The organism is Nonomuraea sp. NPDC049709, from assembly GCF_040674815.1.
Lineage (GTDB): Bacteria > Actinomycetota > Actinomycetes > Streptosporangiales > Streptosporangiaceae > Nonomuraea.
The window spans coordinates 111,534-133,963 of the sequence record NZ_JBFANM010000031.1 but is presented as its reverse complement, the minus strand read 5'-3'; the positions used below and the strand labels follow the sequence as shown (position 1 = coordinate 133,963).

Annotated in this window: 21 protein-coding genes; 5 read left to right on the top strand and 16 right to left on the bottom strand. The window is 71.2% G+C overall.

The genetic code is table 11. The features are described 5' to 3' along the window. Positions 1-227: 227 nt before the first annotated feature. From AB0J69_RS29710 to AB0J69_RS29695, 4 genes are read right to left on the bottom strand one after another with little or no spacing between them, the layout of a single operon-like run. Positions 228-1,172, bottom strand: a complete 945-nt coding sequence (locus AB0J69_RS29710) for a VWA domain-containing protein (RefSeq protein WP_364123629.1) — start codon at positions 1,170-1,172, stop codon at positions 228-230. After that, complete coding sequence (locus AB0J69_RS29705) at positions 1,169-2,122, bottom strand: DUF58 domain-containing protein (protein WP_364123627.1); 954 nt, start codon at positions 2,120-2,122, stop codon at positions 1,169-1,171. Before AB0J69_RS29705 ends, AB0J69_RS29710 begins: the two co-directional genes overlap by 4 nt. Then, on the bottom strand, positions 2,119-3,102 hold the full coding sequence (locus tag AB0J69_RS29700) for a MoxR family ATPase (protein WP_364123625.1): 984 nt from the start codon (positions 3,100-3,102) through the stop codon (positions 2,119-2,121). Before AB0J69_RS29700 ends, AB0J69_RS29705 begins: the two co-directional genes overlap by 4 nt. Beyond that, positions 3,099-3,245: a hypothetical protein gene (locus AB0J69_RS29695; RefSeq protein WP_364123623.1), complete on the bottom strand. Its 147-nt coding sequence runs from the start codon at positions 3,243-3,245 to the stop codon at positions 3,099-3,101. Before AB0J69_RS29695 ends, AB0J69_RS29700 begins: the two co-directional genes overlap by 4 nt. Before the next feature lie 112 nt (positions 3,246-3,357). On the opposite strand from AB0J69_RS29695, the gene AB0J69_RS29690 reads away from it, so the two are divergent. Beyond that, positions 3,358-4,275 carry a dienelactone hydrolase family protein gene (locus AB0J69_RS29690; protein WP_364123621.1) on the top strand — a complete coding sequence of 306 codons (918 nt, stop codon included), beginning with the start codon at positions 3,358-3,360 and terminating at the stop codon, positions 4,273-4,275. 59 nt (positions 4,276-4,334) lie between these two features. Here the strand turns inward: AB0J69_RS29690 and AB0J69_RS29685 are convergent, their stop codons facing one another. The 3 genes from AB0J69_RS29685 to AB0J69_RS29675 all read right to left on the bottom strand — a co-directional run bounded on the left by AB0J69_RS29685 (position 4,335) and on the right by AB0J69_RS29675 (position 9,384). Beyond that, positions 4,335-7,442, bottom strand: a complete 3,108-nt coding sequence (locus tag AB0J69_RS29685) for a M14 family zinc carboxypeptidase (RefSeq protein ID WP_364123619.1) — start codon at positions 7,440-7,442, stop codon at positions 4,335-4,337. Between the two features lie 174 nt (positions 7,443-7,616). Further along, positions 7,617-9,002, bottom strand: coding sequence for a glycine--tRNA ligase (locus AB0J69_RS29680; RefSeq protein WP_364123617.1), 1,386 nt, complete (start codon positions 9,000-9,002; stop codon positions 7,617-7,619). Between the two features lie 94 nt (positions 9,003-9,096). After that, positions 9,097-9,384: an antibiotic biosynthesis monooxygenase gene (locus AB0J69_RS29675; RefSeq protein WP_364123615.1), complete on the bottom strand. Its 288-nt coding sequence runs from the start codon at positions 9,382-9,384 to the stop codon at positions 9,097-9,099. 59 nt (positions 9,385-9,443) lie between these two features. On the opposite strand from AB0J69_RS29675, the gene AB0J69_RS29670 reads away from it, so the two are divergent. Then, a complete protein-coding gene (locus tag AB0J69_RS29670) occupies positions 9,444-9,800 on the top strand; it encodes a DUF6703 family protein (RefSeq protein WP_364123613.1) in 357 nt (118 codons plus the stop codon). Between the two features lie 143 nt (positions 9,801-9,943). Here AB0J69_RS29670 and AB0J69_RS29665 read toward each other — a convergent pair whose 3' ends face one another. From AB0J69_RS29665 to sucC, 6 genes are read right to left on the bottom strand one after another with little or no spacing between them, the layout of a single operon-like run. Then, positions 9,944-11,479, bottom strand: a complete 1,536-nt coding sequence (locus AB0J69_RS29665) for an aldehyde dehydrogenase family protein (RefSeq protein ID WP_364123611.1) — start codon at positions 11,477-11,479, stop codon at positions 9,944-9,946. A gap of 5 nt (positions 11,480-11,484) precedes the next feature. Further along, positions 11,485-13,206, bottom strand: a complete 1,722-nt coding sequence (gcl, locus tag AB0J69_RS29660) for a glyoxylate carboligase (RefSeq protein ID WP_364123609.1) — start codon at positions 13,204-13,206, stop codon at positions 11,485-11,487. Beyond that, entirely contained in the window at positions 13,203-14,063 is an 861-nt protein-coding gene (locus AB0J69_RS29655) for an NAD(P)-dependent oxidoreductase (RefSeq protein WP_364123607.1), read from the bottom strand. The genes gcl and AB0J69_RS29655 overlap by 4 nt, the downstream gene beginning before the upstream one ends. After that, positions 14,060-14,824 (bottom strand): TIM barrel protein, encoded by a 765-nt coding sequence (locus AB0J69_RS29650; RefSeq protein ID WP_364123605.1) that lies wholly within the window; start codon positions 14,822-14,824, stop codon positions 14,060-14,062. The genes AB0J69_RS29655 and AB0J69_RS29650 overlap by 4 nt, the downstream gene beginning before the upstream one ends. After that, entirely contained in the window at positions 14,821-15,696 is an 876-nt protein-coding gene (gene sucD / locus AB0J69_RS29645) for a succinate--CoA ligase subunit alpha (protein ID WP_364123603.1), read from the bottom strand. The genes AB0J69_RS29650 and sucD overlap by 4 nt, the downstream gene beginning before the upstream one ends. Beyond that, the gene (gene sucC / locus AB0J69_RS29640; protein WP_364123601.1) at positions 15,697-16,830 is read right to left on the bottom strand and encodes an ADP-forming succinate--CoA ligase subunit beta; all 1,134 of its coding nucleotides are present in this window, start codon (positions 16,828-16,830) and stop codon (positions 15,697-15,699) included. A gap of 89 nt (positions 16,831-16,919) precedes the next feature. Between sucC and AB0J69_RS29635 the strand changes: the two genes are divergently transcribed. From AB0J69_RS29635 to AB0J69_RS29625, 3 genes are all read left to right on the top strand, one after another. Further along, positions 16,920-18,284 (top strand): hypothetical protein, encoded by a 1,365-nt coding sequence (locus tag AB0J69_RS29635; RefSeq protein WP_364123599.1) that lies wholly within the window; start codon positions 16,920-16,922, stop codon positions 18,282-18,284. A 112-nt stretch (positions 18,285-18,396) separates the two neighbouring features. Beyond that, entirely contained in the window at positions 18,397-19,134 is a 738-nt protein-coding gene (locus AB0J69_RS29630) for a GntR family transcriptional regulator (RefSeq protein ID WP_364123597.1), read from the top strand. A gap of 80 nt (positions 19,135-19,214) precedes the next feature. After that, entirely contained in the window at positions 19,215-19,391 is a 177-nt protein-coding gene (locus AB0J69_RS29625) for a hypothetical protein (RefSeq protein WP_364123595.1), read from the top strand. Positions 19,392-19,466: 75 nt separating this feature from the next. On the opposite strand, the gene AB0J69_RS29620 is transcribed toward AB0J69_RS29625, so the two are convergent. The 3 genes from AB0J69_RS29620 to AB0J69_RS29610 are packed head-to-tail and all read right to left on the bottom strand — an operon-like array spanning position 19,467 to position 22,332. Next, positions 19,467-20,441 (bottom strand): TerC family protein, encoded by a 975-nt coding sequence (locus AB0J69_RS29620; protein ID WP_364123593.1) that lies wholly within the window; start codon positions 20,439-20,441, stop codon positions 19,467-19,469. Next, the gene (locus AB0J69_RS29615; RefSeq protein WP_364123591.1) at positions 20,438-20,926 is read right to left on the bottom strand and encodes a hypothetical protein; all 489 of its coding nucleotides are present in this window, start codon (positions 20,924-20,926) and stop codon (positions 20,438-20,440) included. The genes AB0J69_RS29620 and AB0J69_RS29615 overlap by 4 nt, the downstream gene beginning before the upstream one ends. Further along, positions 20,926-22,332 carry an Nramp family divalent metal transporter gene (locus tag AB0J69_RS29610; RefSeq protein WP_364123589.1) on the bottom strand — a complete coding sequence of 469 codons (1,407 nt, stop codon included), beginning with the start codon at positions 22,330-22,332 and terminating at the stop codon, positions 20,926-20,928. The genes AB0J69_RS29615 and AB0J69_RS29610 overlap by 1 nt, the downstream gene beginning before the upstream one ends. Positions 22,333-22,430 lie beyond the last annotated feature (98 nt).

Sequence of the window (22,430 nt, the reverse complement as noted above, 5' to 3'; positions counted from 1 at the left end):
ACCGGCGCACGCTGGTGGGCGAGGCGGCGCTGCTGGCGGCGTTGCGGCGGGGCCGTACGGGGCGGTCACCAGGAGACGCGCCTTGGGCGGCGACGCGGGGGAAGGTCTCGCCGCGCTCCCGGCGGCCGGCGGCAGTGTGGTCAGGGGCGGTGCGCCGCCCGGGGCCTCCGGGTGGGCCCCGAGCGGCACCGTGCGGAACTCCGGCCCGCGGGGGCTGCCCAGGCCCATCATGGGAGCCTCGAGAACCACAGCATCGACGTCATCGCCGCGATCAGCGCGAAGACCAGCCCCGCTCCCACGAACCACTGCCAGATCTCCTGCTGCTCGGTGCGGTAGCCGACCGACGTGCCGATGTCCTCGTAGACCGCCTGCAGCTCGTCGCCGCTGGCCGCCTCGTAGAACCCGCCGCCGGCCGCCTCTGCCAGGCCGCGCAGCGCGGGCCCGTCCACCGGCACCGGGACCTCCCGGCCGGACAGGCTGATGGTGCCGTCCGGGGTGCCGTAGGCGATGGTGGTGACCGGGATGCCGCGGTTCGACGCCTCCGCCGCCGCGTCGCTCAGCGTGCGGCCGGTGGTGTTGGAGCCGTCCGACAGCAGCACGATGTGCGCGGGCGGCGCCTCCTCCTCGGAGTCGAGCGAGGCGACGGCCTCCAGCGAGGAGTAGACGGCCTCGCCGATGGCCGTGCCCGAGGCGGTGCTGAGCCGGTCGAGCGCGGTCAGCACCGTCTGGCGGTCCAGCGTGGGCGGCACGGCGACCGAGGCCGCCGACGAGAACGACACCAGGCCCAGGTTGAACCGCTCGGGCAGCCCCTGGACGAACTGCCTGGCCGCCTGCTTGGCCGCCTCGAACCGGTTCGGCGCGACGTCGGTGGCGCCCATGGACGCCGACACGTCGAACGCCACCATGATCGTCGCCCGATCCCTCGGCACCTGCACCTCGGCCGTCGGCCGGGCGAAGCCCACCACGAGCAGCGCGAACATGAGCAGCAGCGCCGCCGCGGGCACGTGCCTGCGCCAGCCCGGCCGCCGGGGCGCCACCTTGTCGAGCAGGTCGAGGTTGGTGAAGCGGACGGCGTAGGCGGTCCTGCTGCGCAGCGCCATGACCACGTACATCAGGGCGATCAGGGCCACGGGGACGAGCAGCAGCAGCCAGAGGGGTGCGATGAGCGTCATGCGGCGTCACCTCCTCCCTCGGGCACGCCGCCCGGCCGGGCCGGGCCGGCGGCCAGCATGGCCAGGCGACGCTGGCCCATGACGTGTTTGACCAGGTCACGCACCCAGTCCCGGTCGGTACGCAGCCGCAGGTGGGTGGCTCCGGCCCGGCGCAGCGCCTGCGTGACGGCGTCGCGCTGCACGGCCGCCGCCTCGGCGTACCTGCGGCGCAGCCGCGCGTTGCCCGTGGCGACCTCGCGCCGCCGGCCCGTCTCCGGGTCGATCAGCGTGAGGATCCCCACGTCGGGCAGGGTCAGCTCGCGCGGGTCGAGCACCTCCACGGCCAGGAGCTGGTGCCGGGCGGTGAGGCGGCGCAGCGGCAGCTCCCAGGTCTCCGGGGCGTCGAGGAAGTCCGACACGACGACGACCAGGCCGCGGCGCCGTACGACCCGGCCGAGCTGGTCGGCCGCCACGCCTATCAGCGGCTCGGCCACCCCCGGCGGGGTGCGCGGCAGCGCGAACGCCGCCTGCAGCAGCGCCATCAGGTGCGGCCGGCCCGTCCGGGCGGGCAGCGTCCTGACGCCGCCGCCGTGCAGCAGGTGGGTGCCGATCCGGTTGCCGGTCCGCTGGGTGAGGAAGCCGACCGCGGCCAGGGCGGACAGTGCCAGCTCCCGCTTCTCCATCGCCGCGGTGCCGAAGTCCATGCTGGCGGTGGCGTCGAGCAGCGCCCAGATCTCCAGCTCCCGGTCGGCGACCAGGTCCCGGATGTGCGGCTCGTTCGTGCGGGCGGTGACGTTCCAGTCCATCCGCCGTACGTCGTCGCCCGGCTGGTACGGCCGGGACTCCGCCGGTTCGCTGCCGGGACCTGGTACCAGGCCGAGGTGTTCGCCCTGGAGCAGTCCATCCAGCCTCCTGGTGATCGTCAGCTCGAGCCGGCGCAGCGCCGGCTCTGCCATCAGGTACGGCTTCATGCCACGGCGTCCTGCTGCTGGGGCGCGATGACCGGCATCGGCACGGCCGCCAGCACGCGGTCCACGATCTGCCGGGGCATGACCCCGTCGGCCAGCGCGTCAAAGGAGAGCACCAGCCGGTGGGCCATGACGTCGTGCGCCAGGTCCCGTACGTCCTCGGGCAGCACGTAGTCGCGCCCCCGCATGAGCGCCAGCGCCCGGCCGGCCGCGAGCAGGCCGAGCGTGGCCCTGGGGCTGGCCCCGAACGCCAGCAGCCGGCGCACGTCCTGCACCCCGAACCGGTCGGGGTCGCGGGTGGCGTAGACCAGGCGGACGGCGTACTCGGCGACGGCGTGGTGCACGAAGACCTCCTCGGCCCGGCGCTGCAACGCGACGACCTGCGCCGGGCCGAGGATGCTCTGGGGCGTGGGCGGGTTCACGCTCATGCGGTAGACGATCGCCAGCTCCTCCGATTCGCTGGGATAGTCCACGTCGATCTTCATCAGGAAGCGGTCGCGCTGCGCCTCGGGCAGGTGGTAGACGCCCTCCGACTCGATCGGGTTCTGGGTGGCCAGCACCAGGAACGGCGTGGGCACCTCATGGGTGACGCCACCGATGCTGACCTGGTGCTCGGCCATGATCTCCAGCAGGGCGGACTGCACCTTAGCGGGCGCCCGGTTGATCTCGTCGGCGAGCAGCAGGTTGACCATGACCGGCCCGAGCTCGATGTCGAACGACTCGGTCGACGGCCGGTAGATCCGGGTGCCGATGATGTCGGCGGGCACCAGGTCGGGCGTGAACTGGATGCGGGCGAACGTCCCCCCGACCACCGTGGCCATGGTCTCGGCGGCCAGCGTCTTGGCGATGCCGGGGACGCCTTCGAGCAGGCAGTGCCCCTTGGCGAGCACCGCCACGAGCAGCCGCTCGACCATGTGGTCCTGCCCGACGATCACCCGCTTGACCTCGAACAGGGCCCTTTCGAGCAGTGCCGGATCGGTCATGGCTGCACGCTGCCGTGGTAGCAGTCGTCCACGACCACGCGCAGTTCCAGAGCGCTCGGCTCCGGATCGGCGAACGCCGCGCTGCCCGTCATGAGGACCGCGCCGGCGGCGAGCAACACAAGAGCGAAACGTGATGTACGCATTGATTCCTCGTCCCTCGTATCGGCTTAGGACGAATGTCATCAAGAGACCGCGAAAACCCGCGTAACCGCCGCCTTTACACGATTTTTCGGTCGATGGGGTTAGACCTCCGACATGACGCCCATCCAGCGCTATCTCGCAGAAGAGGTCGCCCACGACCATGTGGACGGCCTGATCCCCCGCCGCGAAGCGCTGCGGCGGCTCGCGCTGCTCGGCCTGGGCCTGCCCGCCGCCACGGCGCTCCTCACCGCCTGCGGCGCGCCCCCGGAGTCCGCGGCCCCGACCACCGCCGCGCCCTCCTCTCCCCCGCCCAGCCCCTCGCCCACGGGCAGCCCGGCCGGGCCCTCGCCGCTGCCGACGGAGGCGATCACGTTCGCCGGGCCCGAGGGCACGACGCTGCAGGCCGCCTGGGCCGCCGCCGAGGACCCCAAGGGCGCGGTCCTGGTGATCCACGAGAACCGCGGCCTCACCGACCACATCCGCTCGGTCGCCGGCCGCCTGGCCGCCAGCGGCTACTCCGCCCTGGCCCTCGACCTGCTGTCCCGCGAGGGCGGGACGGCCACGTTCACCGACACCGCGGCGGCCACGGCCAAGCTCGGGGAGATCACGGACGAGCGGTTCGTGGCCGACATGAAAGCGGCGGTGGGCGAGCTGGCCGAGCGCGCCGACGGGGCGAAGCTCGGCATGATGGGCTTCTGCTTCGGCGGCGGCATGACCTGGCTGCTGCTGTCCTCCGCGGAGCCGCGCCTGGCCGCCGCCGTGCCCTTCTACGGGCCGCTGCCGGAGAACGCCGACATGACCGGGACGAAGGCCGCCGTGCTCGGGGTGTACGCCGAGCAGGACGACCGGGTGAACGCCACCAGGGACGCCGCCGAGGCCGCCCTGACCAAGGCGGGGCTGACGCACGAGCTGGTGACGTTCCCCGGGGTGGGGCACGCGTTCTTCAACGACACCGGGCAGCGGTACAACGCGCCGGCGGCGGCGCAGGCGTACGAACGGGTCCTGGACTGGTTCGGCCGCCACCTCGCCTGAGCCCGCGCGAACAGAAGGACGGCCACCCCCGCGGCGGAGGTGGCCGTCCCGGTCGGCGGTCAGCCGATCAGATACCTCAGCATCTTCCGCAGTGCCGCGCTCCGCTGGGCGTCACTGCCCAGCTGCTCCAGCCCGAAGCCCAGCAGCACCGTGTCCCTGGTGGTCACGGCCGCCGTCTTGTCGGCCTGGGCCCGGACGAAGTCGCCGCCGCCCGTCGGGCTGCCCGCCGGAGGACCGGGGATGGCCCACGGCCCGAGCCCGGCCTCGAAGCCCTCGGCGTTCAGCGTGCCGCCGGTCGTGGTGACCCGGGTGTCGTCCACGAACGCGCCGACCCCGCCGGTGCTCGGGTCGGTCACGTAGCTGATCGACACCTCCACCTGCTGCCCCGCGTACGCGGACAGGTCGAAGGCCACCTGCTGCCAGCCGCCCGAGTTCTCGGTGAACCGGTTCCACGAGCCCGTGGTGCCGGTCGGCGTGCAGGGGTTGCCCGGGGTCAGGTAGTGCCGCAGCCACGGGTGCTCCTCCAGGTAGAACCCGGCCTCGCACTCCGTCGGGACGCCGCTGTCCGTGCCGCCGTTGAGGTCGGGCAGCGTGGTCCAGTTGTCCTGGCCGGCCGTGTGAGCCTCGACGATGACGTTGTCGTAGCCGGGCTCGGTGTCGAAGGACAGCTGGAACGCCAGCCGCGGCTGCTGCGCCGCCGTCACGGAGCCCAGGTCGATCGTCCTGGTCAGCCGCATGTAGGAGTCGTCGGCGTGCGCGCCCCTGACGTACCACTGGCCCTCGATCGGGTCGAACGGCCCGGGGGTGCCGAGCTGGTAGTCGGCCGCCGGCGTGCCGGTGAACCGCGGGAAGTCCGTGCCCATGGGGAGCAGGACCCCGGCCTCGTCCAGCGGGTTGTCCGCCGTGGCGGGTCCGCCGAACGTGCCGCTCACCCCGGCCAGCGGGCCGGTGCCGGTGAAGCCGGCGGGGTCGGCCCTCGGGATGCGCCCGCCGACGCCCATGTAGTACTGGGTGAAGTCGTCGGCCAGCAGCAGGCACTCGTCGAACAGGCCCTGGACGGTGGTGACCACGCAGTCGCCGTCCGGGTTGCCGTCGATGCCGTAGTAGATGCCGCCGACGATGGTGTCGAGAATGCCGTAGTACGCGGCCGTCTCGCCCGTGTAGAGGAGCTTTCCTCCCTCGTTGAGGTAGTCGCGGATGGAGATCGTCAGGTCCTGCTGCGACCGCTTGACGTCGGCGTCGGGCAGGTTGCCGAGCGGGGTCACCGTGACCACGTCCTGCTGGTCCATGGACAGCCGGTTGTCGCCCAGCTCCCAGACGACGCCCTTGAAGTGGGACAGCACGCCGAGGTGGTGCGGCACGCCCTGGGCGTCCACGTCCCACGTCTCGGAGGCGTACCCGGCGGCCTGGATGGCCTGCCGGTAGGTGCCGGCGTACTTGGGCGCGGTCACCGAGGCCGGATAGTCCGGGTTGAAGCCGGTGTAGTCCTCGTTGGCGAGCACCAGCACCTTGGCCGCGGAGTCCTTGGCCAGCGTGTAGGTGAAGTGCGGGCTGGAGACGACGCCGGTGCCGGGCTTGAGGCCCTGGAACCAGACCTCGACCCTGTCACCCGGTTTCGCGCCGCTGACCGTGCCCCGGTACTCGGCGAAGTACAGGTCGTTCTCGTCGCCGTACCGCTCGCCGCCCTTCCACTCGCTCAGCGGCCTGATCTGCGCCGGGCCGCCGTTGATCCGGTAGCGCAGCACCTTGCCCAGCAGCGACCGGCGGGCGGTGACCGCCACCGGCTGCGGGTCGCCGTACGAGACGGTGAAGGAGTCGGGCGCGAAGTCGGGCACCGTGCGCCCGACCACGGAGACCGGCCGGTCCGGCGTGTGCACGGTCTTGGCGGCGGCGACGGCCAGGGGGATGTTCATCTCGAACTCCTCCCGGATCAGCCGCTCGTCGTCGGGGAAGGTGAAGCCGAGCCCTCCGGCGCAGCCCTCGACCGTCCACTCGTCGTCGGGGTACTTCTGGGCCGCCGCCTCGCACGTGGACATCTCCGGCGTGATCGACATGATCTTCCGGAGGTTCGTCATGTGCCCGTCGGTCTCGCCGTTGGTGGTGTAGAGCTCGGCGCCGATGTCCGGGTCGTACGTCGGGACGGCGGGGGTGACGTCGTCGCCCAGCATGGCCTCGAAGACGAGGTCGTCCGGCGACGGGGTGGCCTGCTGCCAGCCGATCCCGTACAGGAGCAGCATGGCGGCGGAGTGGTAGTTCAGCAGGTACTTGAACTGCACCCGCTTGGTCAGGTTGTCCAGCGCCACGGTCTCCGGCTCGGACTGGGCCGCCGCGCCGCGGTAGGTCTGGCTGGACAGGAGGCTGGAGGAGCCCTCGTCGTCGTAGCGCCACTTGTAGGCGAAGTTGCGGTTGAGGTCCACGCCGTCGGCGCTGGTGATCTGCCCGTCGCCGTCGTTGTCGCGCAGGTTCTTGCGCCACAGGCGGTTGTCGGGGGTGAAGGTGTGGTCGTAGCCGTCGGGGTTGGCGACCGGCAGGAACCACAGCTCGGTGGTGTTGACCAGCTTGGTCAGCTCGGCGTTGGTCCCGTAGCCGTTGAGGAAGTGGTGCAGCAGCCGCCGCACCATCTCGGGGGTGATCCACTCGCGGGCGTGCTGGGCGGCCAGGTACAGCATGGCCGGGCGCCGGCCGTCGGACAGGCTGCGGGCGTCCTTGGTCACCTTGATCGCGGTGATCGGCGTGCCGTTGAGGCTGTTGCCCAGGTTGACGACCTTGGCGATGCCGGGCTTGGCGTTCGCCGCGGCGATGATCTCCTCGCGGATCCCGCCGGCGCCCGTGTACCGCTTGAACACTCCGTCGCCCTGCGCCGCGACCCGGGGGCCCGCTCGCTGGGCCTGAAGGGTGATGCCCTGCTCGGCGAGCGTGTCGGCGAGCGCGGAGGCGAGGATCACCTCGACGGTGACCTTGCCGTCCGCCCGCTTGACGATGCGCATCTCGTCGCGGTCGACGCCGGCGGCGACGAGCCTGGCCATCTGGTCCGCGGTGAGCTCGCCGGTATAGACGAAGACCCCGTCGGGCCCGGCCGCGGGCTTCGGCACCGCCGAGGCGGGCGGGATCGTGAATGAGCCGAGTAACAGGAACGTGCAGGCGAACATGATTAACGTGCGCTTCATCGCGCCTCCGAGAAATCAGCCCCCGAATACCGCTAGGGATGCCCGCAATGTCCGCGTATGCCGGAGCCTTGTCAATCACGACGACCGCATCCGGCCACATTTCAACGACTCAACGCCGGACGGGCCGCCCACCGTGGTCACGGCGAGCGGCCCGTCCGGGGCGTCGAGCGGAGATCAGTCGTTGAGGTGCTGGCGGAGGTAGGACTCCACGCCCTCGATGGCGATGCGCTCCTGGCGCATCGAGTCGCGCTCGCGGATCGTCACCGCCTGGTCCTCGAGCGTGTCGAAGTCGACCGTGATGCAGAACGGCGTGCCGATCTCGTCCTGGCGGCGGTAGCGGCGGCCGATCGCGCCCGCGTCGTCGAACTCGACGTTCCACCGGCGGCGGAGCTGGGCGGCCAGGTCGCGGGCCTTCGGCGACAGGTCGGCGTTGCGCGAGAGCGGCAGCACCGCGGCCTTGACCGGCGCGAGCCGGTGGTCGAGCCGCATGACCGTGCGCTTCTCCATGACGCCCTTGGCGTTGGGCGCCTCGTCCTCGCTGTAGGCGTCGAGCAGGAACGTCAGCGTGGCGCGGTCGACACCGGCCGCCGGCTCGATGACGTAGGGGACGTAGCGCTCCCCGGTGTCCTGCTCGAAGAAGCTGAGGTCGACGCCGGACGCCTTGGAGTGGGCCGACAGGTCGAAGTCGGTGCGGTTGGCGATGCCCTCCAGCTCACCCCACTCGGAGCCGACGAAGTTGAAGCGGTATTCGACGTCGACGGTGCGCTTGGAGTAGTGGGACAGCTTGTCCTTGGGGTGCTCGTAGAGCCGCAGGTTGTCCTTGTTGATGCCCAGATCGGAATACCAGCGGAAGCGCTCGTCGATCCAGTATTGGTGCCACTCCTCGTCCGTGCCCGGCTTGACGAAGAACTCCATCTCCATCTGCTCGAACTCGCGGGTGCGGAAGATGAAGTTGCCCGGCGTGATCTCGTTGCGGAACGACTTGCCGACCTGGCCGATGCCGAACGGGATCTTCCTGCGGGCCGACTGCTGCACGTTGAGGTAGTTGATGAAGATGCCCTGCGCGGTCTCGGGGCGCAGGTAGGCCAGGCCCGACTCGTCCTCGACCGGGCCGAGGTAGGTCTTCAGCAGGCCGCTGAACTGCCGGGGCTCGGTGAAGGTGCCCTTGTTGCCGCAGTTGGGGCAGGTGATGTCGGCCAGGCCGTTTTCGGGCTGCTTGGCGTTCTTCTCCTCGTACGCCTCGATCAGGTGATCGGCGCGGAAGCGCTTGTGGCAGGACAGGCACTCGGTCAGCGGGTCGGTGAAGGTCTCGACGTGGCCGCTGGCGCGCCACACCTCGGGCGCCAGGATGACGCAGGAGTCGAGGCCCACGACGTCGTCGCGCGACTGGACCATCGACAGCCACCACTGCCGCTTGACGTTGTTCTTCAGCTCGACGCCCAGAGGACCGTAGTCCCACGACGCGCGCAGTCCGCCGTAGATCTCGCTCGACGGGTAGACGAGCCCGCGGCGTTTGGCGAGGCTGACGATGGTGTCCATGACGTCGGTGCGTCGTGCCATTTTGGTTGGTTCTCTTTCCGGCTGGAGGTCGGCGAGTGAAATTGGTGAGATCCCAGCTTAGGGGACGGCCGCCCGCTCTCGCGCGCGAGTAATGCTACGCCTCGTCCCGCGTGTAGACGTCCTCGAACGCACTGGGCTCATTGACCATCAGGATCATCAGGGGATACATCACCATCCGGGCGGCGGAGAGCGCCCTTCGGTAGAAGCCGGCACCCTCCCACTCCGTGACCAGCGCCCACAGGTTGGGCTCGTCGACCGAGCGGGCCAGCCGGCCCCGCTGGTAGCCGGGCTGGGTCGCGAACGTGTCGAGGATCGTGTGGCCCTGCTTGACGAAGTCTTGGGACTGGGACTCTGGAACGGTGTATCGGATCACGGCGAGCACCCGACCAGCCTAGAGGCGATCACCGCACGTGAGGTGCGAACTCCCGTAGGCTCTGTGCCGTGGCCCCCAACAACAAGCGCGGCGGCAAGCGCCCGCTGCCCCAGGGCGAGCAGTTCTTCACGCCGGGCGCGACCGGCCTGCGCAAGGCGGTCGAGGAGCGCAGCGCGCTGCCGATGACGTTCCTGTTCACGCAGGTGCCCCGGTGGCTGGCGCCCGCGGTGCTGGTGATCCTGCTGCTGGCGGGGTTCGCCGTGGCCAACCCGCTGGGTGGCGTGGCGGTGCTGCCGGTGATCGCGTTCATCGGGTGGCTGGCCTACCTGTCGTGGCCGTCCCTGGGAGCGGGCGCGAAGCTGCTGCGGGTCGCCATGCTGACCTTCCTGGCGCTCCTCGTGGCGACCCGTTTCGGGGCCTTCTGAGCCCACCCCTCCTTCCCTGCGCGGTGGTCGGGAGCGGGCCGCACGGCTCTCCTCCCCTCGGATGACCTCACCGGATCGCGGCGGGGAAGGGAGGAGAAGGGCGGGTCAGGCGTGGTGACGCGCGGAACCGGGGTTCGGGGCGGTCAGGGCAGCAGCGTGTAACTCGGGAAGTTGCCGGGCAGGCGTTCGGGCTCCTGGCCGGTGGTGGTGGCGCGGACGAGCAGCTCGCCGCCGACGAACGCGCCGCGCCACGACGCGCCCAGCCCGCCGAAGAGCTCCTCGCGGTCCCCGCGCGAGCGCGGCCTGTTGTGGCCCACCTTGAACGCCCGCACCTCGGGCGCCAGCCGGTGGAAGGTCTCCTCCTCGTCGCACGACAGGGTCGCCACCAGGGCGCCGTTGCTGGCGTTCATGGCGGCCAGCAGCTCCGCCTCCGTGTCCACCAGCACGATCGTGTCCACCGGGCCGAACGGCTCGGCGTGGTGGAGGGGTGAGGAGGGCGGCGGGTTGAGGAGCGCGGTCGGGGCGAAGTACGCGGAAATATCCTGACCGGGCAGGAAATGTCCGGTGTCGAGGGACGCCCGGTGGACCGGCACGCCGCCCCTGGCCACGGCCTCGTCCACCTGGTCGGCCAGTTCCTTGGCCTTCGAGGCGTTGATCAGCGGGCCGAAGTCCAGCTCCGGCAGCGGGTCGTCCGGGTCCGCCACCGCCAGCGGGTGACCGAAGCGCAACGAGCCGACGGCTTCCAGGTAGGTCGCCAGGAACTCGTGGAACAGCGAGCGCTGCACGACGAAGCGCGGGTAGGCGGTGCAGCGCTGCTTGGCGTAGTCGAACGACGTACGGATCTGCCGGGCGAGCAGGTCCCAGTCGCCGTACTCCCACACGCCCCAGCAGTTGAGCCCCTCCTGCTCCAGCACGTGCCGGCGCCCGAGGTCGGCCACCGACGTCGCCACCTTCGCCCCGGCGCCCCGGCCGCCCACGAACGACACGCAGCCCAGCGACCGGCCGGCCACCAGCACCGGCGACAGCTCCGCCCCTCCCCCGCTGACCAGCGTGAACGGCAGCCCTTCCCGGACCGCCAGCGCGCAGGCCAGGGTCAGGCAGGACAGCCCGCCGTCGGTGGGCGTCTTGGCGATCACCGCGTTGCCCGCCAGCGCCTGCACGAGCATGGCGTGCATGAGCACGCTCATCGGATAGTTCCAGCTCGCGATGTTGCTGACCGGGCCGGGCAGGGGCGTGCGCCCGGCCACCATGCGGTCGATCTCCTGGACGTACCAGCGCACGCCGTCCAGGCAGCGGTCCACGTCGGCGCAGGCCGTCTTCCACGGCTTGCCGATCTCCCAGACCAGCAGCAGGGCCAGCAGGTCACGGTGGGCGGCCATGGACTCCACGGCCGCCGACACCATGGCCTTGCGCTCGGCCAGGGGCAGGTAGCGCCACCGGTTGTGCTCCTCGACCGCGCCCGCCAGCGCCCGCCCGGCGCCGGCCCGGTCGAGCCTGGGCGGCCCCGCGATGGCGGTGCCGTCCAGCGGCGAGAAGCCGGGCACCGGACGCCCGTCGCGGTGCCAGATGCCGCCCCAGTGGTTCAGCACCCGGTCGTCGTGGAAGGCTTCGGGGGCCGCCGAGCAGCACTGCTCGTAGGCGTCCCGCCAGGACGTGCCCGGCTTGAGCCGCATGTCCATCCTCCTCAGTCCGACCAGTCGGCGGTGATGAGCTCGGGCAGCGGCTCGAACTCCTTGATCGACTCCAGCGAGGGCCCCATGGCGGCGTTCGCCTCGCGCTCCACCATCACCTCGACCAGCACCGGCAGCCGCTCGCGCGCCGCCTCGGCGCTCGCCCAGGCCAGCGCGTCGCGGATGTCGCCGGGCACCTCCACCCGGCGCGCCGGGCAGCCGAACGCCTCCATGGCCTTGACATGGTCGATGCCGCCCTCGCCGTAGTGCAGGTCGACGGCGTAGTTCATGCCGTACGGAAGCTCCGCCTGCCTGATGAGGCCCAGGTACTCGTTGTTGATCATGACGATGACGAACGGCACCCGGTACTGCGCCGCCACCGCAACCTCCTCCATCAGGAACTGGAAGGAGTAGTCGCCGACCACCGCCACGACCTGCCGCTCGGGATGGGCGAGCTTGACGCCCATGGCCGCCGGCACCTCCCAGCCCAGCGGCCCGGCCTGGCCGCAGACCAGGTAGCGGCGCGGCAGGTACGTCGTCTGGAACTGCCCGGACCAGATCTGGTACAGCCCGATGGCGGTGACGAACGTGGTGTCCCTGGGGAAATACTCGTTGATCTCCCTGAACACCCTGGGCGGCTTGATCGGCACGTCGTCGAAGTCGTCCCGGCGCACCAGGGTGCTGCGCAGCTCGCCGACCTTGCGCACCCACTTGCCCGGCTCGCGCGGCCCGCCCCGGCGGCGCGCCTCGTCGCGCAGCTCGGCCAGCACCGGCCGGGCGTGCCCGACGACCCCGAGGTCGGGCTCGAAGACCCGGCCGAGCTGCATGGGGTCGATGTCCACGTGCACGAACTTGCGCCCCCGGCGGTAGACGTCGAGGTCGCCGGTGTGCCGGTCGCCGAACCTGGCCCCCACGGCCAGCACCAGGTCGCTCTCCAGGAACGCGGCGTTGCCCCACCGCGTCTGCGTCTGGATCCCGGCCATCCCGGCGAACAGCGGGTGGTCCTCGGGGAAGGCGCCCTTGCCCATGAGCGTCACCTGCACCGGCACCTGGAGGTGCTCGGCCAGCGCGCGCAGCTCGTCGTACGCCTCCCCGATGATCACGCCGCCGCCGGCCAGGATGAGCGGCCGCCTGGCCTCCTCCAGCAGGTCCATGGCCGCGCCCACGACCTTGGGCAGCGGCTTCGGCACCTCGACGGGCAGCGGCGCGTCCAGGTCGCGGTCGTACAGGCAGGTGCCGCGCTGGACGTCGACCGGCAGGTCGATGAGCACCGGACCCGGCCGCCCCGAGCGGGCGATCCGGAACGCCTCCCTGAACACCCACGGCGCCTGGGCGGGCTCCTTGAGCTGCACCGCCCACTTGGTCACCGGCTTGGCGATCTCCACGATGTCGACCGCCTGGAACGCCTCCTGGTGCAGCTTGGAGCTCACGGCCTGGCCGGTGACGCAGATCATCGGGATCGAGTCGGCCAGCGCGGTGTAGAGGCCGGTGATCATGTTCGTGCCGGCCGGGCCCGACGTGCCGATGCAGACGCCGACGTTCCCGGTCACCCGGGCCCAGCCGTCGGCCGCGTGGGTGCCGCCCTCCTCGTGGCGCACGGTGATGTGCCGGATCGAGCTGTGCTGGAGCGCGGCGTAGAGCGGCAGGATGGCCGCGCCGGGGATGCCGAAGACCGTGTCCACGCCCTCCGACTCCAGCACCGCGACCACGGCCTCCATGCAAGGCACTCTTTTCATGCGTTCAGCCTTTCGATCACCTTCAGCAGGGCGGAGTGGTCGAGCGAGCCGTGGCCCTGCGCCCGGGCCGCGGCCACGAGCTGGGCGACCTGCCCGGTGAGCGGCAGGCTGACGCCGGCCTCGCGGGCGGCGGAGACGGCGATGCCCATGTCCTTGTGGTGCAGGTCGATGCGGAACCCGGGGGCGAACTCCCGCTTGACCATGGTGTGCCGCTTGAGCTCCAGGATCCGGGAGCCCGCCAGGCCGCCGGCGAGCACGTCGAGCCCGGCCACCGGGTCCACGCCCGACGCCTCCAGCAGCACGATCGCCTCCGACACCAGCCCGTAGATGCCGCCGACGACGAGCTGGTTGGCCGCCTTGACAGTCTGTCCGGAGCCCGCGGGGCCGACGTGCACGACGGTCGTGCCGAGCCGGCCGAGCACGGGTGCCGCCGCCTCGACGTCCTCGGCCGCACCGCCCACCATGATCGACAGGGTGCCGTCGATCGCGCCGCGCTCGCCGCCGCTGACCGGGGCGTCCAGGGCCCGTACGCCGACGGCCGCCGCCTGCCGGGCCACCCAGCGGGAGGTCTCGGGCTTGATGGTGCTCATGTCGATGTAGAGCAGGTTCGGCTTGCCGTACTCGATGACGAGCGGCGCCACCTCCTCCACCTGCGGCGAGTCCGGCAGCATCGTGATGACGACGTCCGCGCCGGCGACCGCGTCCACCACGCTCGGGGCGCCCTTGCCGCCCAGTCCGGCGAGCTGCTCGACCCGCGCGGCGCTCACGTCATACCCGGTCACGACATATCCGGCTTTGAGGAGATTGGCGGCCATCGGGCTGCCCATGATCCCCAAGCCGACGAACCCGATGTTCATCCCTGCCTCCAGTCGAACGCGCCCGGCCCCTCGTGCCGGTACTCCAGGCCGACGTGGCCGCGGTAGCCCGCCGCCTCCAGCCGCGCGAAGATCTCGGGGTACGGCATCCGCCCGCTCCCCGGCCCGCCCCTCCCGGGGTCGTCGGCGATCTGCACGTGCCCGAAGCGGGCCGTGTGCCGGTCGATGAGCGCGAGGACGTCCTCGCCCATCCGGTGCAGGTGGTACAGGTCGGCCAGGAAGGCCACGTTGTCCCGCTCCACCTGGTCGATCAGCTCGAACGCCGCCCCCGCCGACGTGATCGGATATTTCGGGTTCTCGTGGGAGTTGAGGGCTTCGACCACCACGGTCGCGCCGATGCCGGCCGCCGCGTCGGCCGCCCTGCGCAGGTTCGCCACGGCCAGGTCCCGGACGGTGCCGGGGCCGTTGCCGTACAGGGCGTTGAGCACCGTGCAGCCCAGCTCGCCCGCCAGCCGCACCGCGGGCTCGATGTTGGCCTGGAACCGGGCCGAGCCGTCCGGCCTGGCCAGCAGGCCGCGCTCGCCCGCCGCCATGTCGCCGGCGTCGAAGTTGAGCCCGACCAGGCGCACCCCGGCCTCCTCGATGGCCTGCCGCAGGTCCGCGAGCTGAGCGCTCGTGGGCTCCGGCGTGTCGAACGGCCACCACAGCTCGACGGCGTCGAACCCGGCCTTCGCCGCCGCGGCCGGGCGCTCCAGCAGCGGCAGGTCGGTCAGCAGAATGGACAGGTTGACGTCGAATTTCACCGCGTCAGCTCCGAACGCATGAGGCGGGCCGTCTCCGAGGGAGTGCGCCCGACGCGGACCCCGACCGCCTCCAGGGCCTCCTTCTTGGCCTGGGCGGTCCCGGACGAGCCGGACACGATCGCGCCCGCGTGCCCCATCGTCTTGCCCTCAGGCGCGGTGAACCCGGCCACGTAAGCGACCACGGGCTTGGTGACGTTCGCGGCGATGTAGGCCGCGGCCCGCTCCTCCGCGTCACCGCCGATCTCGCCGATCATCACGATGGCGTCGGTGCCCGGGTCGTCCTGGAAGGCCCGCAGGCAGTCGATGTGCGTGGTCCCGACGACCGGGTCGCCGCCGATGCCGACTGCGGTGGAGAAGCCGAGGTCGCGCAGCTCGTACATGAGCTGGTAGGTCAGCGTCCCCGACTTCGAGACCAGCCCGATGCGCCCGGCCGAGGTGATGTCGGCGGGGATGATCCCGGCCGAGGACTGGCCGGGGCTGATCAGGCCAGGGCAGTTCGGGCCGATGATCCGGGTCCGGCCGTTCGCCAGGGCGCGGAAGCGTACGGCGTCGTGCACGGGCACGCCCTCGGTGATCACCACGCACAGCGGCACCCCGGCCTCGACGGCCTCCTCCACCGCCGAGGCGGTGAACCGCGGCGGCACGAAGATCACCGACACGTCGGCCCCGGTCCCGGACACCGCCTCGGCCACCGAGCCGAACACCGGCACCGAGCGCTCCCCGAAGTCCACCGACCGGCCGCCCTTGCCGGGCGTCACCCCGGCCACGACGTCCGTCCCGGCGGCGAGCATGCGGGCCGTGTGCCTGGTGCCCTCCGCGCCCGTCATGCCCTGGACGAGAACCCGGCTGTCCTTGGTCAGAAAGATCGCCATTTACGCACCTGCCGCGAGTCTGGCCGCCATCTCGGCGGCGCCGTCCATGGTGGAGACCTGGCGGACCGCCGGGTGCCTGGCGTCGCTGAGGATGCGCCGGCCCACCTCGGCGTTGTTGCCGTCCAGCCGCACGACGATGGGCCTGCCGTGGCCCCGCTCGCCGAGGAGTTCGAGTGCCGTGACGATGCCGTTCGCCACCGCGTCGCAGGCCGTGATGCCGCCGAAGACGTTGACCAGCACCGACCGTACGTCGGGGTCGGCCAGGATGATCTCCAGCCCGTCGGCCATGACCTGGGCGGAGGCCCCGCCGCCGATGTCCAGGAAGTTGGCGGGGTCGGCGCCGGCCCCCGCGACCACGTCGAGCGTGCTCATGACCAGCCCCGCGCCGTTGCCGATCACGCCGACCTTGCCGTCCAGCTTGACGTAGTTCAAACCCTTGGCCCTGGCCCGGGCCTCCAGGCTCTCGGACCGTTCCCCGTAGTCCTCCCAGGAGTGGCGGAAGGCGGAGTTGTCGTCGAGGGTGACCTTGCCGTCGAGCGCCATGATCCGCTGGTCGGTGGTGCAGATCAGCGGGTTCACCTCGACCAGCAGGGCGTCCTCCGCGACCAGCACCTTCCACAGTCGCTCCAGCACCTCGGCCGCCTGCTCGGGCAGCCCCGCCTTGGCGGCCAGCAGCCGGGCGGTGTCGGCGTCCACGCCCGCCACGGGGTCGATCGGCAGTTTCACGAGGGCGTCGGGGTCGGTGGCCGCCAGCTCCTCGATCTCCATGCCGCCCTGGGCCGACACCATCGCCAGGAACCCACCCTCGGCCCGGTCCACCAGGAAGGCCGCGTAGTACTCCTCGAACGGCACCGTCGCGGCCTCCACCAGCACACGGTGCGCGATGTGCCCCTTGATGTCCATCCCGATGACGCGATCGGCCTCCGCCTCGGCCGCGACCGGCCCCGCCGCCGGTCTGATCCCGCCGGCCTTGCCCCGTCCACCGGTCTTCACCTGGGCCTTGATGACTACGGGCGCGTTCAGCTCGGCCGCGATCGCGCGGGCCTCGGCCGGCGTGGCCGCGACCCCGCCTGCGGGAACCGGGATCCCGTGACGCCCGAAGAGCTCCTTCGCCTGGTATTCGTACAGGTCCATTCGAGCCTCCTTTGTAGACGGTATACCGTATGGAATATCCTTCGTAAAGGGTCTCGACAGCGGTCTGTCTTCTGGATATTCCATACAGTATGGAGAATGCAGTTAAGGATTGGCGCGGGCGTTCGTACCGTCCCGGCCCCGTTCCCGCAGACCGCACCCGGATGTTCTGGCTGGCCCTGGCCGCGATGGCGGCGATCGGCCCGCTCCAGTACGGCTATGCCGCGCTGCTCGCCAAGGAGGCGGCCGGCCTGACACTGCTCGCTGTCTGGATCGCCTGCCAGGCCGCGGGCGCCCTGCCCGCCCTCCACCTCGTCCGCCGCGGGCGGCTGACCGTGCGCGCCTGCCTGGCCGCCGGCACCGCGCTGAGCGGCCTCGGCCTCGCCACGGCGGCCTACGCCGGTCCCGCCCTCGCGGCGACCGCCCTCACCGGTCCCGGCCTGGCCGCACTCGCCGGCTACGCGCTGCTCGGCGGGCTGGGGGCGGGGCTGGTCTACGGGGTGTGCGGCGAGGTCGTCGCCTCCTGGTATCCGGAACGGCCCGCCGCCCGGGTCGGGCTGATCACCGGCGCCTTCGGGTACGGCGCGGTGCCCCTGCTGCTCTGGACCGGGATCGCCCCGGGCGCCACGACCGCCGCCTTCCTGGTCGCCGCCGTCCTGGCGGTGGCCGTCATCGGCACGGCGGCCCGGTGGCTGCGCCTGCCCCCGGCCCTGTGGTGGCCCGGCGACGTGGACCCGCGCACGCACGCCCTGGACGCGGCCCGGCTGCGGACGAGCCCGGAGGCGGTCAAGCAGTTCGGGCTCGCCCAGGCCATGCGTACGCGCACGCTGCCGGCGCTCGCCCTGCTGCTGACCTGCGCGGGTGCCGTGTCCGTCTTCGACGTGATCGTGGTGGCGGGCACGGGGACCTGGGGCGCGCTGGCCCTGCTCGTGGCGCTGAACGGGGCCGGCCGGTCGGTGGCCATGCGGGCAGCGGAGCTGTTCGGCCGCAGGCGGGTGCTGGCCACCGTCTTCGGCGCGCTCGCCCTGGGCCAGATCCTGCTGGCCGTGGCCGTGCAGAACGCCGGCGCGCTCGCCCGGACGGCTCCCGGCACGGCGGCCGGGGACGCCCTGGCGGCGGCGGGCGGGGGCGCGCTGGGTGCCTCCGCGCAAGGCGCGCTGGTCGGGAGTGCGCTGCTGTGGCTGGGGGTCGTCGCGGCCGGGCTGGGCGGGGGCGCGTTCTACCCCCTGCTCGCCAGCCTCGTGCGCGAGCTCTTCGGCACCGAGCGGGCCACCGAGATCCACGCCGTCGTCTACAGCGCCAAGGCCGTCGCCGGAGTGGTCGCCGTCGCCCTGGCCCTCACCGCCCTGACCGCGCCCGGCGCCGCCCTCCTCGCGGCCGCCGCGCTGGCGGCCCTGCCCGCACTGGCCACCCCGCGCCTGCGCATCCCCGGCCTGCCCGCCACCATCCCCCTATGACGCCTGCGACCAGGCGACGCGCTGTGATGAGACTCACGGGCGTGGCTAACCCCTACACGGTATGCTGTAGGCAGTCGACCAAAAACTTTAACGCACTCCTGGAGACGTGACCATGCTGGTGTCGGATCAGGCCGGTCAGGCGGCGGCCGCCAAGATTCCCCGCCCTGCCACGCTCAGGGAGAGCGTGATCGAGGCTATCCAAGAGCTCATCGTCTCCGGTCAGCTCAAGCCCGGCCAGCACCTCGTGGAGAGCGAGCTGGCCGAGCTGCTCGGAGTCTCCCGGCAGCCGGTCCGGGAGGCGCTGCAGCAGCTCAGCGGCGAGGGCTGGGTCGACCTCCACCCGGGGCAGGGCGCGTTCGTGCACGTCCCGACGGTGGAGGAGGCCGACCAGCTGCTCGCCGTCCGCACGCTGCTGGAGACCGAGTCCGCCCGGCTCGCCGCGCAGCACGCGGGCGAGGACGGCGTGAAGCGGCTGCGCGCCCTGTGCGCCCGCGGGATCGCCTCGGTGCAGTCCGACGACGTCGACGGCGCCGTGGCGACCAACTCGGAGCTGCACGCCCTGGTGACCGCCCTGTCGGGCAACAAGGTCCTGGCCGAGCTGGCCGCCCAGGTGGCCAGGCGGGTGCGGTGGTACCACACGCCGGTGGCCCGCCAGCGCGGCATGGCCTCATGGGACGAGCACACGTCGCTGATCGACGCCATCGAGGCCGGCGACGAGCGGCGGGCGGCGAAGATCATGCGGGAGCACACCGAGCACACCCGTGCCTCTTACATGGAGCAGCGGGAGAGCGAGCCGGTGGAGCCGGCTCCCAAGCCCGTCCGCCGGCGCCGCCCCCGCCAGCTGGGTTGACCTGGCGTTCACAGAAGACCACATGCTCCGAAACACCTCGGGTAGAGGCTGGGGGCAGTACGGATTGGAGGTGCATGACAATGAAGGCGTTCATCCGCTTTCTCCTTGGTGATCCCATGGGCCAGGCAGCAGACGGCCGAGCCATCGGGATCGGCCTGAGCGCAGCGCTCAGAAAGCACTACTCCGCCGATGAGGCGGACAGCTACCTGCGCCGCTGGAGCGCGGAGCACGACGTGCGCAAGAGCCCTCGCCACTGAGGCTGGGCATGCCGCTGAGCCGCGGCAGGGGGGCGGCCACCCGTAAGCAGCCTCCGCCCCCGCACGCGGCCCGATTCAGCGATCCACGGGTTCCGGCTCCACCACCTTCGACTTGGCGTCGCGAGCCGACTTGATCAGGCTGAGCACCGTGGTGACGGCGAGAGTGCCGAGGATGACCCCGAGAGACACCATGATCGGAATCTCCGGTGCCCACGACACGCCGTCATGGTGCAGGGCCTCGAGAATCAGCTTCACGCCGATGAATGCGAGCACCACCGACAGGCCCTTGCTGAGATAGACGAGCCGGTCGAGCAGCCCGCCGATCAGGAAGAAGAGCTGCCGCAGCCCCATGAGGGCGAAGGCGTTGGCGGTGAAGACCAGGTAGGGCTCCTTGGTGAGGCCGAAGATGGCCGGGATGGAGTCCAGCGCGAACAGCAGGTCGGTGGTCCCGATCGCGACCATCACGATCAGCATCGGGGTGACCATCCTGCGCCCGTGATGCACGGTGAGCCGGGCGCCGTGATAGGTGTCCGTCGTGGGAAGCACCCGGCGAACCGTGCGCAGGGCGAGGTTCTCGGAGAACTCCGCCTCCTCGTCCTCGTGCCCGATCAGCTTCCACGCGGTGTAGACGAGGAAGGCGCCGAACACGTAGAAGAGCCAGTCGAACCTGGCCACGGCCTCCGCGCCGGCCGCGATGAAGCCGCCGCGCATGATCAGCGCCAGGATGATGCCGATGAGCAGGACCTTCTGGCGGTACTGCCGCGGCACCTGGAACCGGCTCATGATCAGCAGGAAGACGAAGAGGTTGTCCACGCTGAGCGAGTACTCGGTGATCCACCCGGCGAAGAACTCCCCTCCGTGCGCGGGGCCGGAGAACACGAGCAGGCCGACGCCGAAGGCCACGGCCAGGCTCACGTAGAACGACACCCAGCCCACGCACTCCTTGAAGGAGGGCTCGTGGGGGTTGCGGGCGACGAGCCAGAAGTCGAAAGCGAGCACGACACAGAAGCCGCCGATCGTGGCCAGCCAGATCCACAAGGGCAGATTCACTTACGTGCTCCCTTCCTCGTCTGCACCATCTGTGCGTATCGGATGTACTGGGCGAGCAGGTCCTTGGCGATCGGGTTGTCGCCGGCCCGGCGGACCAGCCAGTGCGGCATGAGCCGCTCGTGCAGCCAGACGAAGCCGATCGCGAAGCCGAGGCTGACCATCGCCTGGTACGCCAGGAACAGCGGGATGCCGTCGGCCATGCCGACCCCGGCCACGCTCTCCTGCATGAGCCGGGAGACCGGGAAGGCCGCCATCCAGTACAGGCCGACGGGCCCGAACGTGCCGGGCCGGAACACGCCGTGGCCGAGGAGCACGCCGTACAGGCCGCCGAAGAGGGCGAGCGGTGCGGCGAGCGCCAGGGCCGACAGCGCGGCCATCCCGGTGGGCTGCCCCGCGAGCAGGGTCAACCCACCGGCCATGGCTCCGGCGACGGCTCCGATCGACGCCCCGGGCAGGGCGAGTTCGAGGCTGTGCCGTCCTCCCATCAGCCCACGACCACGCCGTAGGCGAACAGGCTGTAGAACAACATTCCCAGGTAGAACACCGCACCGAACCCGATGATCACGTTGGTCCACCACTTGGGCCTGATCGGTTTGGGCAGCATGCGGTTGTTCACCAGGAGCAGCGTCACGCAGTACGCGCCCATCGCGAACGTGGACAGGAACGCCAGCGTGTCCAGGATCCCGCTGGGACCGTCGGCCGGGCCGAACAGCAGGATCAGGATCCCGAAGAGGATCACGCCCCAGAGGAAGATCCCGTACAGGCGCGACATGCCCAGCTTCTTCGCCCCGCGGACGAAGTTGAAGGTCATGTCAGCCTGACCCCGGGAGAAGGAGTCGAACAGGCCCAGCGTCGCGTTCAGGCCGATCAGCGCGATGAACCCGAGGAACACGACCCCGAGAACCGAGCTGCCCGCCGAGGAGACGGCGTCGGCCATCGCGGACAGCGCCACCTCCCGGTCGTCGCCCTGAATGGCCGTCCGGACGTCCGGGTTCTGCCGCACCGCCGACTGGGCGATCACCGTGAAGGAGATCGTGACCAGCATGGTGATGCCCCAGAACAGCAGCAGCGCGTCGAACGTGACCCAGCGCCGCCAGCCCCTCCACTTGGCCATCTCCGCCGGGTCCTCGGTGTCGAACATGAACCCGCGGGAGGGCATCTCCTCTTCCTCGCCCGCGTGCCGCAGCCCGCGCACCTTCGGGATGTGCACGCCCATGCCGGCGCCGGAGTCGCGCAGGTGCAGCGTGTACCACATCTGCTGCATGCCCGACGGTCCGGCGAACGCGCACGCTCCCACGATGACGGGGAACCAGGCGGCCGACATGGCCTCCGCCGGCAGGTAGCCGAAGGAGAACATGCCGCTGATCGTGGTGACCACGTCTCCCCAGGAGCCCACCATGGCCGCGACCACGGCCGTGCCGAGCACGAGCGCGCCGATGAGCAGCGACAGCACGTTCTCGAGCAGGTTGTAGATCACCTTGGCCAGGGTGAAGACCACGCCGACGAGGATCAACCCGGCGACCGCGGTCACCACCCAGGGTATTCCGGTGATCTCCTCGAACGCCGCCGCTCCCGCCGATAGGTGTCCCGGCCAGATGTAGACGGCGATCGCCACGATGAAGAAGAACCACATCAGCGGCTTGAACACCCTGGCCGCGCCGGAGAAGATGCTCTCCCCCGTGGCCATGGCGTACCGGGCCATCTCCAGCATCACCACGGCCTGCAGGGTGACGCCGATCAGGAACAGCCATCTGATCTCGGGCCCGAACAGCAGCACCAGCCTGGGCCACATGTACGACTCGCCCATGCCCACGCCCAGCGCGACGAGGAAGACCGTCGGCCCGAGAATGTGCACCGAGGGAGGTGCGTCGGGGAGCTTCCTGATGGGCATCGGCTCAAGCCGGCCCGCTTTCCATACTCGTTGATCCTCGACCGGCGGCGTGGCCGTCGCCGGTGGTGTGTTCGATGTGTCCACCTACGGACCTCCTG